The organism is Peptococcaceae bacterium (assembly GCA_024655825.1).
In the GTDB taxonomy this organism is placed as follows: Bacteria; Bacillota; Peptococcia; order DRI-13; family PHAD01; genus JANLFJ01.
In genome coordinates, this window is sequence record JANLFJ010000013.1 from 15,036 (window position 1) to 28,360 (window position 13,325).

At 48.3% G+C, this 13,325-nt stretch carries 12 protein-coding genes; all 12 read right to left on the bottom strand.

The window, feature by feature from the left end; all coding sequences use genetic code 11:
- Window positions 1–9: 9 nt before the first annotated feature.
- The 12 genes from NUV48_06625 to NUV48_06680 all read right to left on the bottom strand — a co-directional run bounded on the left by NUV48_06625 (window position 10) and on the right by NUV48_06680 (window position 13,322).
- On the bottom strand, window positions 10–948 hold the full coding sequence (locus tag NUV48_06625; protein ID MCR4441812.1) for a GNAT family N-acetyltransferase: 939 nt from the start codon (window positions 946–948) through the stop codon (window positions 10–12).
- Window positions 949–958: 10 nt separating this feature from the next.
- Window positions 959–2,518 carry an acyl--CoA ligase gene (locus tag NUV48_06630; GenBank protein ID MCR4441813.1) on the bottom strand — a complete coding sequence of 520 codons (1,560 nt, stop codon included), beginning with the start codon at window positions 2,516–2,518 and terminating at the stop codon, window positions 959–961.
- Between the two features lie 16 nt (window positions 2,519–2,534).
- Window positions 2,535–3,563 (bottom strand): 7-cyano-7-deazaguanine synthase, encoded by a 1,029-nt coding sequence (locus tag NUV48_06635; GenBank protein MCR4441814.1) that lies wholly within the window; start codon window positions 3,561–3,563, stop codon window positions 2,535–2,537.
- Between the two features lie 42 nt (window positions 3,564–3,605).
- Window positions 3,606–4,580 (bottom strand): NAD(+) synthase, encoded by a 975-nt coding sequence (gene nadE, locus NUV48_06640; protein ID MCR4441815.1) that lies wholly within the window; start codon window positions 4,578–4,580, stop codon window positions 3,606–3,608.
- 51 nt (window positions 4,581–4,631) lie between these two features.
- Window positions 4,632–5,753, bottom strand: coding sequence for an acyl-CoA/acyl-ACP dehydrogenase (locus NUV48_06645; protein ID MCR4441816.1), 1,122 nt, complete (start codon window positions 5,751–5,753; stop codon window positions 4,632–4,634).
- A 40-nt stretch (window positions 5,754–5,793) separates the two neighbouring features.
- Window positions 5,794–7,497, bottom strand: coding sequence for a thiamine pyrophosphate-binding protein (locus NUV48_06650; protein MCR4441817.1), 1,704 nt, complete (start codon window positions 7,495–7,497; stop codon window positions 5,794–5,796).
- 55 nt (window positions 7,498–7,552) lie between these two features.
- Window positions 7,553–8,161 (bottom strand): cupin domain-containing protein, encoded by a 609-nt coding sequence (locus NUV48_06655; GenBank protein ID MCR4441818.1) that lies wholly within the window; start codon window positions 8,159–8,161, stop codon window positions 7,553–7,555.
- Window positions 8,162–8,189: 28 nt separating this feature from the next.
- Window positions 8,190–8,750: a hypothetical protein gene (locus tag NUV48_06660; protein ID MCR4441819.1), complete on the bottom strand. Its 561-nt coding sequence runs from the start codon at window positions 8,748–8,750 to the stop codon at window positions 8,190–8,192.
- A 28-nt stretch (window positions 8,751–8,778) separates the two neighbouring features.
- Window positions 8,779–9,819: a hypothetical protein gene (locus NUV48_06665; GenBank protein MCR4441820.1), complete on the bottom strand. Its 1,041-nt coding sequence runs from the start codon at window positions 9,817–9,819 to the stop codon at window positions 8,779–8,781.
- A gap of 411 nt (window positions 9,820–10,230) precedes the next feature.
- Window positions 10,231–11,385: a TRAP transporter substrate-binding protein DctP gene (gene dctP, locus NUV48_06670; protein ID MCR4441821.1), complete on the bottom strand. Its 1,155-nt coding sequence runs from the start codon at window positions 11,383–11,385 to the stop codon at window positions 10,231–10,233.
- Between the two features lie 47 nt (window positions 11,386–11,432).
- On the bottom strand, window positions 11,433–12,752 hold the full coding sequence (locus tag NUV48_06675; GenBank protein MCR4441822.1) for a TRAP transporter large permease: 1,320 nt from the start codon (window positions 12,750–12,752) through the stop codon (window positions 11,433–11,435).
- 63 nt (window positions 12,753–12,815) lie between these two features.
- Window positions 12,816–13,322, bottom strand: coding sequence for a TRAP transporter small permease (locus NUV48_06680; protein ID MCR4441823.1), 507 nt, complete (start codon window positions 13,320–13,322; stop codon window positions 12,816–12,818).
- Window positions 13,323–13,325 lie beyond the last annotated feature (3 nt).

Consider the following 13,325-nt stretch of genomic DNA (forward strand, 5'->3'; position numbering starts at 1 on the left):
TCACATCCGTTAAATCAGGTTCGTTATAAACGTACCCTCGCGCGGGGCATCTATCTCTTCGCCCGCCGCCAGATCGCCGGGCTGTTCTTGACCGAGTAGAAACAGGGCATACTTTTTTTCCAGCACCTTTTTACTTCGTTCCCAGCCGGATAAAAAACGGTCGTATTCGCTTCCTTTCGGCACTTTTAAGATCATGTAGGCAAAACCCTGTGTTTGTAAAAAAGCCATCATTTCGCGCAAACAAGCTGCCGATTCTTTTTTTTCCCCTTGTCTTTCCATATATATTTCCCCTATTTCAACTCCCTTCACCCCGTTGATAATGACTGTCGTAAAAGCAAAATACCCCGCTCTTAATCCCTTTTTCTCGGCAACAACGAAGCCGTGCTTGACCGGATGTTTAAAATACCTCCACTTTAAATAATCATTCTCTTTTTTGAAATCCAGGCCGTCTATGTCCGGTTCGTTCAGGAATTGAAAATGCAGCTTTTTCACCGCTGCGTCCCGGCAGCCGAGCGAGATGCCCCACCGGTGCAATTCGCGGTATTCATTGATCTGAAACATAAACCGCCAAGTGATAAATGAATTGCGGTCTATGGGGAAAAAGACAAACCTTGGGCAGTCCTTTAACTCTTGCCGGCACAGTGTTTCCACAAACTCTTTCGCGTAGCCCTGCATACGGTAAGCGGGGTCAAAAATGACGTCCGAAAAAGCAGCCATCCTGCCGTGCCGGTCTTTCCCCAGGATGACGCCGCAGAAACCTATCGGCCGGCCGTCCTCATTAAGACAGCAGTACGCCCTGGCATAAGGATTATCAAAATACTTGTACCTGTAAAAACCCACTTCATGCGTTCTCAGGACATGGTTGTTGTTTTTCCAGTATACCTCCCACATCCCGCTCCACTGCTGAAGGTCCTTGCTCGACAGGGGTTCAATGCCTATTTTTTTCATTGAATACCACTCACTTCAGGAGTTCTGCCAGGAGATCCCTTTTTAATTTGCCCGTGTTGGTCCGAGGAAGGGCTTCGACGAATACCACCCTGGCCGGCACTTTATGGCGCGGCAGGACTCTTTTGCAGAATTCGTATATTTCATTCTCCGTCAGCCTCTCTTTCGGAACAACAAAAGCGTATATGGTTTTTCCCATGTAGTCGCTGAAGGTTTCCCTAATCCCGCTTTCTTCCTTGATGCCTATCACGCCGGCTTCGGCGACCAGTTCATGGGTCAGAAGCGCTTTCTCAATCTCGATGGGGAAGACCCTTTCCCCGCCTATTTTGATCATTTCGTCCATTCGGCCGGAAATATACAGGTACCCGTCTTCATCAAGTTTCCCAAAATCGCCGGTGTATAGATACGAATCCTTTATTTTCGAGGCCGTCGCTTCAGGATCGTTCCAATAGCACTTCATAATATTCGGCCCGGCGACGATAACCTCCCCGTACTCATTGGGCGGCAGTATGTTCCCTTCGGAGTCGACAATCTTTAAGTCCATTCCTTTTATGGGCCTGCCTACGGAACCCGGTTTCTTATCCAGCTCGTCCGGCTTCAGAATGGAAATCCTGGCAGTCGCTTCGGTTTGGCCGTACATCACGTAAACATCCAAGCCCATAGACCTCATCTCCGAAACAACCCAGTCGGCCACAGGCTCGCCGGCAAAAGTGACATATCTTAAAGCGGGCCATTCCAGTTCTTTAAACGGCGACCTTTTCAACAGCAGAATAAAATTCGAGGCAACACCGGCAATGCTTGTGCATTTCTTCTCTTTTAAATCATTGAGAATATAGACGGGCAGCTGTGAATTGTTGTTGATGGTCAGCCTCGCGCCCCTGGCCACGTGGCTTAAAATGAGAGAGTTCCCATATGAGTAGTAAAAGGGGATTATCACCAGCATGTTGTCGTTTTCGTTAATGTCTATCCGGTCAATGATTTGCTCCATGTTCGCCAGGAGGTTCCTGTGCGTCAGGCAGACCCCGTTGGGTAAACCTTTCGTCCCCGACGTGTAGATGATCTGGGCGATGTCGTTTTCATCCTGCCTGTAAAAGTCAGCAGGGTTATAATGCATATCGCTGTCGTCAAGAATAACCTTTTTAAAACTTTTTATTTCCATGCTTGTACCATTTTTGTATCGCTCAAATTCGTCATCGAAATTGTAACAGGTGATAGAGTCTAGCAATTTTTTGTCCAGGTTCAAGACAGTTTGCAGGTAATTGTTGTTGGTAAACAAGACCCTGATCCCGGCATTGGAAATAATCCTTTCCAGGTCGTATTCCTTATTGAGAGGATTGATGGCCACCACAATATTGCCGCTTTTGATTATGCCAAAATGGCAAACCAGGTAATCAAGGGAATTTTTGGATAGTATCCCCACCGCAGTCCCCCGGCCGTACTTTTTTAGTTCCAGGGCCAGCCTGTCCGAGTAGTAGTCCAGTTCCCGGTACGTCATGTTTTCATCGCCGGCGCTGGCATAAACCCGGTCACCGTACTTTTGGGCGCAGCTTTTAAGCAGTTCCTGGACGAGCATATCGAACACCTCCTCACTAAACAATGTGTTCCAGTCCCAGTTTTCGTTTGCACTCGTCAATAACTTTTTGGTCCAGGCTTCCCTCCAGCCTGGCCAGCCCTTCGTCGCGGGTAATGACCCCGCTGCGGATCAACCCGCTGATCTCCTGGACATACGGGTTATAACCGTATTTTTTCAGGTGGACGTAATTGCCGAAAGCGTTCAACAGGCAGTTGGTCGAGTTTAAATCCGTGTTTTCGGGGTTTTCCCAGCCCAGGTCTTCAATCAAGGCCCTGACCTTTTCCATCCTGTATTCGTTAAAAAGCAATGGATTAATCAAATAAGGGATAGCGGGCGCGTTTTCCTCAAATTCGCGGGCCTCAAGAAAGTAGTTCTCTTGAAACCCTTCCAGGTGCGTCTTGTTGGCGTTGATAAACACTTCCTGGGATTTTGCCAGGAAAGAGGGGAGCGGTTTCAGGATGATGCCCCTGCGCTCTATTTGCCCGGGAGCCCACCCGAAAACCAGCATGGGGATTCTCTTTTCGACCGCCAGCTTTAACGAATTGTACCGGATAAAATTTATGCAGGTGGTGCAGATGGCCGACGCTCTCATAATGGCTGCCCTTGAATATATTTGGTCGTTCAACGCGGCACTGGCAAAAAGCTTTTTCAACAGGTCGATCCTGGGCGAAAAAACGATGTTGTCCACATTAAGTCTTTCGGTAATGTTTTTGATGTTTTTCCTGGCGCCTTCTGAAATAAACCCGTTATCAAACGTGTAGGTGAGAACGTTTAGCCCGTATTTTTCTTTTAGGAGGTACAGAGTGTACGTGCTGTCTTTACCGCCGCTGAAGGCCAGCAGGCAGTCATACCTGTTTTTGGACTTGATCGAATCAATGATCTGCAGGAACTGGTTCTCGTACTCCCGGCCAAACGCCCCGTTTTCTTCACTGGCCGGCGAGCGGCAGTAATTGCACACGCCGTCCTCCGAGAAGGTTATTCCCGGAAAGGCTTCTGGCAGCACGCACCTGCTGCAGACCCTGAGGCTTCCTGGAGAACTCATCATCCACCTCCACAAACAGCTTTACTCGTTTCCAGGCCGCTGAGCCTACAATTCCATGGAACCGCAGGCCGGCGGGAGCATCTTAATGTGCATGGTGTTGTTTTTCTTGTTCTGGAAGTTGGCAAAGATCGCGGCAACCTGCTTTTCTTCCATCCCGACTATTTTTGCTGTTTTAGCCGCTGAAAAGTTCTTGGCGTGCGCGTACAACAGCCTGTCCAGAATATCAAAGGGAAGCGAAAAGAAAAATTCTTCGTCGCTCACATAAGCGCTGCATGTGTCGGGTGACGGCGTCCTCTGCTGTATCTCTTCGGGAATCTTCAGGTATTTTGCCAGGTCATAGACCTGCGTTTTATAAAGGTGAGAAATAACCTCGAAATCTATCCCTCCATCCCCGTACTTGCAGAAATTGCCCAGGTCGAATTCGGACCTGTTTGTCGTACCGGCAACCGCCATATTGTTTTTTTCGGAATAATAGTAGAGGTTGATCATTCGCACCCTCAATTTTATGCTGAGAGCGGCCTGAAAAGCTTTGTAATCATGAAAGGGCAGTTTTTTCCTTAACACCTCGTTGCCGCTGCTGTCCACCACGGAAAGCGAGTAAAGATTTAAGATCGATTTATCCAGCATGCCTGGAAGCACGATTTTATATTTGAATGACTCGTTAAATCCCGGGTGGTATTTCTTGACAATCTCTTCGATTTTTTCATATACGCCGAACTGTTCAAGAATCGGGGTAATATCTTTTTTGACATAATTTATGCCCAGGGTTTCAGCAAGTTTTACTGCATAAGGCTCGCTTTCCTTGCTTGACTCTTTTTCCGGCAGCACAACACCCAGGACCTTGTCTTTTCCAAGCGCTCTCACGCACAGGGCTGCCGTTACGGAAGAGTCAATTCCCCCGCTCAGGCCGATTACCACCCCGTCCCTCTTGAGAAACTCATAAACAATTTGCCGGATGGAGTCGCAAATTTTCTGGCATTCCACAGCCCAGTCTTTTACAAAACAAATACTCTCGCTCACATCTCATCCCTCCACATTTATCGACGGCCGGTAATTAGCCGCGCACGAGTTTCACACGAAAATGGAAATAAAACTTTTAATCCTGTCAGGATCGCCCCCCAGTATGGTCACGGCCCTGATGTCGCGATAAAGGCGTTCAAGTATGTTGCCCCTGATATAGCCGTACCCACCAAAAAGCTGCAGGCAGTAATCGCAGATTGCTTTTGCCTTTTCGGTAATTTTCAGTTTGGTAATGCAACAGTTCAAGAAATCGTTTTGTCCCGCCTGGCCGAACAGGGAGGCCGCATTAAACGTCGCCAGCCTCATCAGTTCCAGGTCCGCCTTCATGTCGGCGAAATTGTATTTTACATACTGCATGTCGATAAGATAAGTCGAGTATATCTTCCTGATTTTTGCGTAGGCCAGCGCCTCCTCGTAAGCCCTTTCGGCAATCCCCAGCGCGATGGCGCAGTTGCTTATCCTCGCCAGGTTGGTGGCATTGGTGATTATTTCCATTCCCTGGTTTACTTTTCCCAAAAGGCTCCCTTCATCCAGGGTCACATTGTTAAAAAACATGTCCGCGATCCTCAAAGACTGCAGTCCCATGGTCTCTTCAGCCTGCCCTATCTCCACGCCCGGGCTTTTCAAGTCAACGATGAACGCCGACAACCGTTCCCTTTCCTCAACCGGTTCCTCGCTTGTCGCCGCGACCATGGCAAAATCGGCAAAAGGCGCGTTGGTAATCATTGACTTGCTGCCGTTCAAAACAAACCGGTTGCCGGCGGGCTTAAAGACTGTCCTGATCTCGGTCTGGGGCTCCACATAAGCGAAATTACCTTCCTTTTCTCCCAGGGCGCAGGGTCTTAGATACTTCTCCTTTTGTTCCCTGGTCCCATAGACAATTACGGGGTAGGCAAAGCCGAAGTTTACGGTAGCCACCATGTGGGCTACGGCCGCGTCAGACCTGGCTATTTCGTTGATCACGATCATGGATGAAACGACATCCAGGCCGGCGCCGTCGTATTCCGGGGGAACCAGTAATCCCTTATAACCCAATTCGCCCAGCTTTTTCAACACCCCGGCAGGGTACTCTTGCTTGTTGTTGCGCTCATGGGCGCCTTTTTCAATATGCCTGTTAACCAGTTCTCTAACCGATTCCCTCAGACTGACCTGTTCCTTGCTGAACGCGAACATGGCTGCCCTCCCTTTTATTCATCCCGTTTTTTTAATCAGGCTATTTTTGCAGTTTTAAGGCCTCGTTGAAAGAATGCACGCCTGGGCTGTACGCGTATTTGTCCACCATTATGTTGATACAGGAGGGAAGTTTGGACTCCTTGGCCTTGGTTATGCTTTCCTCCAGCGTGTTCAGATCCGTGGCCAACCCGCCGACCCCCCCGAGCGCTTCGACCATTTTGTCGTACCTGACCATTCCCAGGTCCGCCGCCTCAGTTTTCCCGTATAGTATCTCCTGGGTGGTTTTGCAAAAGCCCCAAGTCTGGTCGTTGTGTATGAAAACCATAACCGGAAGATTGAATCTTACCGCCGTATCCATTTCCAGGGCATTGAAACCGAAGGAACCATCGCCCGTGTATAAAACAACCTCTCTTTGCGGGTTGGCGGCTTTGGCGCCAATAGCCACGGCAACCCCCGTCCCCATAGGGCCGAACTGCCCGTCAGGCCCGTAAATCAGCTGGCCCGGGTAATTGCAGTCAAAACACAGTCCTCCCCAGAACATGGCATTGGAACCGTCCAGCACGATAAGCGCATCTTGGCCGATCATTTTTTTTATCATCTTAAGACCGTGCAGGGGGTGCAAAAACGGCGTGTCGCGGCATATGGATTCTCTTTCCAAATCATCCCAGAACTTGCGGTTGTTTTCTTTTAACTCGTCCAGCCAATCTTCGAAGTCGGGATTTTCCTGACTGGATAGTTCTCTGATCCTTGAACAAATTTGCCCCAGTACCCTGTCGACTCTCCCTGAAATGACCAGATCCGGCCGGCAGTTGCCATTTATTACCGTAAAGATTTCCTTATTAACAGCCACCAGCTTTTGTTTTTCGCCAAACCTGGGAGGTTTTAAGTTTTCTACCTGGTAGTCGCTTTCCAGCCCTACGGTGATGACGAGGTCGGCATTACGAAAGGCGTATAACTGCGGACCCGCCTCAAGCACCCTGCCCGGCCCCATGCACAAAGGGTGCGTGTCTGCGATGCAGCCCCTCCCCCTGCTGGTGGTATAAACGGGTATCCGGGTCAAATCTACAAATTCAACCAGTTCCGCTTCGGCATGGTCATAATACACCTCGTCCCCGGCAATGATTATGGGTCTCTTCGCTTTGGACAGCATGTTTAAAAACGCATCTATCTTCCCCGGTACGGCCATTGAGACATCGGAGGAAACCAGGTCGCAGTCAAAGGTGTGAACCATTTCAGTTTTTTGTTTCAAAATATTGATTGGTATTTCCAGCACCACCGGTCCTTTCCGGCCCGTGGAACTGAACTGAATGGCCCTGCTGACATATTCCGGAATTCTCGCCGGGTCATAAACGGTGCAAGCCCATTTGGTATACGGCCTGATTAAAGAAACCTGTTCACACTCTGCCAGAACACCGTTGTCCCTTTGCTGCGGCACAATAGCGCCGGTTATAACCACCAGGGGAGTACGGGCATAATATGACTTAATGATCGCGCTTACGGCATTGGCAAAACCGGGACCTCCGCTGATGATGGCCACCCCTGCCCTGCGGCTTGCCTGCGCCCAGCCGTTGGCCATCAAAACCGCTCCAGTTTCGGTACGTGTATGGATGACCTTGATGCCGTTCTCCGCCAAGTACACGATGGTTGGTGACACCTGGTTTCCAATCAAGGTGAAAACGGTATCGACATTTTCTTTTTTCAGTTGCCGGGCCAGCAGTTCCCCTCCGGTAATTACCGCGTCCATAGTTCAATCACTTCCTATACCTTTTTGGTCATACATGTGCAGCCATGTACTGCTTTCAAATCTCCAGCACCAGCAAATAGCCGCTGCTCATCAACAGCAAGCTGAATTCTTCGCGGCCGGCCATCTGGTAAATTGTCATTGGCTGGAACTCGAATCCCACACCGTCGATTTTTATTCTTGTTTCGCCCGGGGCGATAAAAAAGTAGTCGCATGTTTTTTTCGCGCTGATATTTATGAGCGCCGTGTTCTTTTTGTTCATTATTTTTCTGAGTTTCATCCCGTTTAGTTGTGCTGTCTCCAGCAGGAGGTCGTCGTTGTTAACTTTTTCTTCCAGCACATTTAATCTCAGGTCAACTGTTTCTTTACCGCCCGACAGGTATTTAACATCCATTGATTTGAAATCGGCTGCCGCATCGACCGAGTGTTCCGCTCCCGCGTTTATTAACAGGGAGTCTCCCCGCTTTACCGGATGCCTTATTCCCTTTACCGTGAGGTCAAATCGCCCTTGAAAGCAGTAAACGAACTGGTGGTGCGGGTGACTGTGGCCGTCAAAACCGGTGCCTTTTTTGATGTCATTGAGCAAAATCTCATAATTATCGGTTATAAAGTAAACTTGGTTAAACCCTTTCTTAACAAGTTTTGAATCTGTTATTTCTCTTATCAAACAAACCCACTCCCCGTTTTATTTTGCCTTATTTTGCCGCCTGGACCGGGCTGGCCGTTTTTATTCTTTCAAAAACATTCCAGCTCATCATAATCGGGCCGCAGTCTTTGATGACGTTAAGGCCGTATTCTTCAACGCAAATGTAATTCGTCATGCAGACATCCACCTCGCCCTCGGCTACCATTAATGCAGCCCTGCTGTTGCTTTCTGCAAAAATGATCTCCGCATCAGGGTAATATCTTTTGACCCAACTGCTGGGTGCAGGATGGGTGGCAATTTTTTTTATATCTGTCACCACAGGCTTTTTGCTCCCTATAACAAGCCTGGGTGTTTCGTAAACAAAAGTGTTTACAATTTTTATTGAATCGAAATTTTCAAATAACAATTTGGCAAAATTCTGATAAGCAGAAGGAACGAGGGCCAAATCCGATTCTCCTCTTTTCAAAACATCAATCGCCTCTTCAAAAGTGGAATACAGCCTTATTTCCCCTGTCAAACCGTTCTTGTCCATGTAGTACTGCGCAGTATATTCGCTGCATGTGCCGCGCGGTCCAAGGGTTGATATGACAATTTTCTTTTTGCTTTTCATAAACCATTAACACACCTTTTTAAATGTTTTATTTGCCCGGCTTAACGGCGGTGATGATGCTCCTGCTGGCCACAGTCGGGATGACCTGGATCCCTGAAAACCCCGCCTCTTCCATAAATGTGCCGACCTCTCGGCAGGAATAACACTTGCCCCTTGTCGAAAGCATTAACAGTACCGAGTATTCCGCAATTTCCAGCGGGCCGTTCTTTTCGGGATTGAGATGAGCGTCGTGGACGACAATCATCCCCTCGTCATCTAGCGCTTCGTATGATTTTTTCAGGAGTCCTCTGATTTCGCCCTCGTCCCAATCATGGAATACATTTGAATAAAGATGAACATCATAACCCTCAGGCAGTTTTTCCTTGAACATATCGCTTCCGATTACAGTTATCCTGCCGGATAGCCCTCTTTTGTTTATTGAATGCCTGGCAATTCTATCAATAGGTGGTTTCTCCAGTACAGCGGCACTCATGTTTTGATGTTTAAGCACGATCGCCGCCGAATAAATACCAGAGGCCCCGCCGATGTCCAAAAGCCTGTTATAATCCTTAAAATCAATTCTCTGGGCGAGGACCGGTGCAAGAAAGGCCCCCCTGCTGTCCATCGCTTCCGTAAAATTCTCCGAAAATTCCTCTTTCTCCATGGCCAGCGCCCATTCTTTTTCATTCTTATTACCGCCCCAACCTTCCGGTTCACCGGTTCTCAATACCTTCACCATATCCAGGCAAGCCGGACGGTTCATCTGCGTGGCTAAATAAGGCCCCAAATACCATTGGCTTGAATCGACCAAGTGCTCTCTGGCAAGCTCCGTCAGGTGTAATTCATTTTCCTTTTGTTCCAGCAGCCCGTATGCTTTGAAAAGAGTCAACATTACATCGGCAGGCCTTTCCTTTATTTTCAGGCCTTCGCATATTTTTTTAAGGTCTGCAGGATGTTCATTCAACCACGAAAAAAAGTTCAGGTGCGCGACAGCCGCTATAAACAGATCCGCGGCATACATGCCGTCGCGCAGCGCCATCAAACGGCTGGGATCAGTCGCCGGGTTTGTATCAAGTTTGTTTAAAACCATACCTACCTCTCGTTTTTGTTTAATTATTATGATAAATAACGCAACAATTTGAATTGCAAGTTTTATGCCAGATCACAAAATTCCACCGTTCTTGGGTTTTTTCGTTCGACCCTCCCAGAACTTGTGTTCAAAAATTTATCAAATGCACATCAGCAAAAGGTTTTCTGGCTGGTTCTGCCTTTTTCCAGTTTTGTTAGTATTTTGTACATGCTAAATTTTTTAGCATGTGTATTCATGTTTAACTGCATTTTTAGACACGAAAAGATGTATTAGCCCATATTCCGATTGTTTTCTTTACAATTCGTATAATGCACTGGCTTTATGGCGACGTAAAGTCTTGTTAAATAATAAGTTGCCGGCAGCTAAATGCCGGCAACCCGGTAGGGGAGGTAATATTATCGGTTTTTCAGTCTATTTTTTGCCATATAGTTTTTCATAAGTTTCCGAGACGCCTAATACTTTGCTTTCTTTGCTGAATTCAGAAGTATACTTGTCAAGCTTGGCCAAAAAATCCTTTGCTTCCGCTTCTGTCATGAGTTTTAACTTGGTAACATCGTTGATCCACATTTTTTCCTGCATGGGAACGGCAATCTTAGCCGCTTCCTTTATGACGTTATCCGGCCATTTGTGAAACTTGCCGCCTTGCTCCGTTATGGTCTTGACACCCGTTTCCATGGTATTGTTCATAATCTCGGCCCACTTGTAGTCAATTAACTCCTTCCGGACCTGCATGAAGAGATCCTTGATGTCCTGCGGGAATTCATCCCATAACTTCTTATTGATTACCACCGCGGAGGGCCCTTGCACACCGCTGCCAATGTCAATGACATGGGGTGCGATTTCATGCAGTTTCATGCCGGCGGCCGTCCTTAACCCGAAACTGGTTACAGCGTCAATGATGCCTCTTTCCAGGGACGTATAGGTTTCAGGAGCAGCAATGGGCATCGGCGTGGCTCCCAAAGCCTTCATGACATCGCCTTCCACACCATATGTCCGGACCTTGAGCCCTTTTAGTTTATCCAGTGACAGGACCGGAGTTTTGAATAAACAGGCTTCGTTACCCCAGTTCGTCATATACAGAACCTTGATATTGTTACTCTCGTATTCCTTCTGCCAGGCGGGGGTTTCTTCATACAGCCTGTTCGTGGATTTAAACAGGGCATCTGGACTTTCCAGGCCAGGTCTCCACTTCCACTCGACGCCCCTGCTCACCGGAAGCTCGGCAGTATAATAGCCGTAGTTTAAAAATGTCAGTTCACACAGCCCATCCCTAACGGCGGCAAAATGTTCACCGGTTTTATGCAGGGCACCCGACCAGTAATATTCGACTTTAATCCGGCCATTGCTTCGTTTGGCCACTTCATCGAAATACCACTGATCGATGATGGACGGCTCAGTGTTTTGAATACTGTAATAGTCGTACTTTAACGTCCAGGTTTTAGGAGTTTCAACCTTTTTTTCCTGCGGTTTCTCTGCTTTAGCACATCCTATGGACATACCGCTTATTAGGAAAATACAGGCAACCAGCAGGACAAGCAGTTTGGTTTTTCCAGTCCTTCCTTTCATGAACTTTATATCCTCCCTTTATTTAATATTAAATGCACAACTATGCGCTATTGAACCTTGGATGGCAGCCAGGTAGTGAGCTGCGGAAACAGCAGCACCAGCACGACCACAATAATTGTAAAAAAGATAAACCAGTTGCAGCCCTTGAAAATGTCTTCCAAGGGCATATCGGGGCAAACCCCTTTCATGATATAGGCGTTCAAGCCTACCGGCGGCGTAATCAATCCTATTTGGATCAGCAGGGTGCAGAGTATGCCGTACCACAGCGGGTCGTAACCAAAGGTCTTGACCACTACCGGAAAAGTGATGGGCAGGGTGATGACCAGGATAGAAAAGGGGTCCAGGAACATGCCCATGGGAATCATGATAAGCAAGAAAACGGCAACTATAAAAATCGAGGGAATATCAAGTCCCGCCGCCCAGGCGTTAACCAGGGCGGGGACTCCCGCCAGGGTCATGAAAAAGCTGAACAGCCCGGACCCAATCAAGATTATGAAAATCATGCCACATGTATTTAACGTCTCTTTCAAAGCATCCCAGACTTTACCTGGTATTTGCGCTCTTTCCTCCCTGGGGCACTTTAACAAGTACATGATGAAGCTGGCAAAAGCCCCTACAGCCGCCGCTTCCGTTGGGGTAACCACACCGCCGTAAATGCCGCCGATAACAATTATGAACAGCACGCCGACTCCCCAGAACAATCTTAAGGATTTAATCCGTTCCAGCCAGCTTACCTCCATCGGTGACGGGCACAAACTCGGGTCTTGCCTGCTCAGCATCAAAAGCCCCAGGCAAAATACCGCTGCCGTCAAGATTCCGGGGATGATCCCGGCAATAAGCATCTTGCCTACCGATACTTCGGTTATAGCCCCATAAAAGACAAGAATAACACTGGGCGGGATCATGATGCCCAACAGTCCACCCGCGGCCACCGTACCGGCGGCGATTTTCCTATCATACCCCCTTTCGAGCATTTCTGGTATGGCCACTCTGCCCATGGTGGCGGAACAGGCCACGCTTGAACCACAGCAGGCGCCGAAGCCGGCGCAGGCCATAACCGTCGCTATAGCCAAACCGGCCGGCAGTTTCGACAGCCACTTATTGGCAATTATATAGGCATCCTTGCTCAGCCCGCCGGCAAAGGCCAAATACCCCATCAAAATAAACATTGGAACCACCAGCATCAAGTAATCGGCAGCATGCATATACGGGTACGTTTTCAACTGCGCAAGGGCAAAGCCCAGCCCCTTTAGTCCTATCAACCCGACAACCCCGCTTACTCCAAGGCTGGCATAAATCGGCACCCCGATGGCCATAAGGATGAGCATCAGAAACGTTGCCATTATAACTGCAGTAATTGGCTCCATAGAATCACTTCCCCCCGTCGTAAAAGATTGGCTCGCTTAACCCGGCCTTATCCTGACAGCTGGTTATCCTGTCGGGAACCGTTTTAGCAGAAAATACAGGTTCCCCTTTATCTCGGCAACCAGCTGGCCCATCATGGCCAGCGCGCCCACAGGGACAAACAGCCTGGCCCACCATGTCGGAAACCGGTAAAAATCCCCGTACCTAAAAGACTTTACACCATACGCCCAGAGGCCGTCTTTTAAGGTTTGGGTAAAGATCATCGCAAAAAAGAGCAAACAGACCGTAAGGCTAACCAGCTCAAGGGCTGCTCTCCACTTTTCATTAAGTCTGCTTGTCAATATGGTTACACTGATATGACCGCCCGCTTCCTGTGTCGGCGCCAGGGCGGCAAAGACCATCACGGCCATCAAGGTCTCGCACATGGAGAAAACAGGCCCTACCGGCTCATCTGAAAACCAGCGCCATATCACATCAATTGTAGTAAACACTCCCATCAGTATTATCGCGGCAATGGCAATCAGAGCAAATCCACTGTTTACAATAGACCACTTGCTTTTTTTTACATCCATTCT

What these genes read in the sequence shown, in the direction of transcription:
- NUV48_06635 (MCR4441814.1), bottom strand. Translation starts at nt 3,563, where the DNA reads ATGATGAGTTCTCCAGGAAGCCTCAGGGTCTGCAGCAGGTGCGTGCTG.
- NUV48_06675 (MCR4441822.1), bottom strand. Translation starts at nt 12,752, where the DNA reads ATGGAGCCAATTACTGCAGTTATAATGGCAACGTTTCTGATGCTCATC.
- NUV48_06680 (MCR4441823.1), bottom strand. Translation starts at nt 13,322, where the DNA reads ATGGATGTAAAAAAAAGCAAGTGGTCTATTGTAAACAGTGGATTTGCT.
- NUV48_06630 (MCR4441813.1), bottom strand. Translation starts at nt 2,518, where the DNA reads ATGCTCGTCCAGGAACTGCTTAAAAGCTGCGCCCAAAAGTACGGTGAC.
- NUV48_06660 (MCR4441819.1), bottom strand. Translation starts at nt 8,750, where the DNA reads ATGAAAAGCAAAAAGAAAATTGTCATATCAACCCTTGGACCGCGCGGC.
- dctP (MCR4441821.1), bottom strand. Translation starts at nt 11,385, where the DNA reads ATGAAAGGAAGGACTGGAAAAACCAAACTGCTTGTCCTGCTGGTTGCC.
- NUV48_06625 (MCR4441812.1), bottom strand. Translation starts at nt 948, where the DNA reads ATGAAAAAAATAGGCATTGAACCCCTGTCGAGCAAGGACCTTCAGCAG.
- NUV48_06645 (MCR4441816.1), bottom strand. Translation starts at nt 5,753, where the DNA reads ATGTTCGCGTTCAGCAAGGAACAGGTCAGTCTGAGGGAATCGGTTAGA.
- NUV48_06650 (MCR4441817.1), bottom strand. Translation starts at nt 7,497, where the DNA reads ATGGACGCGGTAATTACCGGAGGGGAACTGCTGGCCCGGCAACTGAAA.
- NUV48_06665 (MCR4441820.1), bottom strand. Translation starts at nt 9,819, where the DNA reads ATGGTTTTAAACAAACTTGATACAAACCCGGCGACTGATCCCAGCCGT.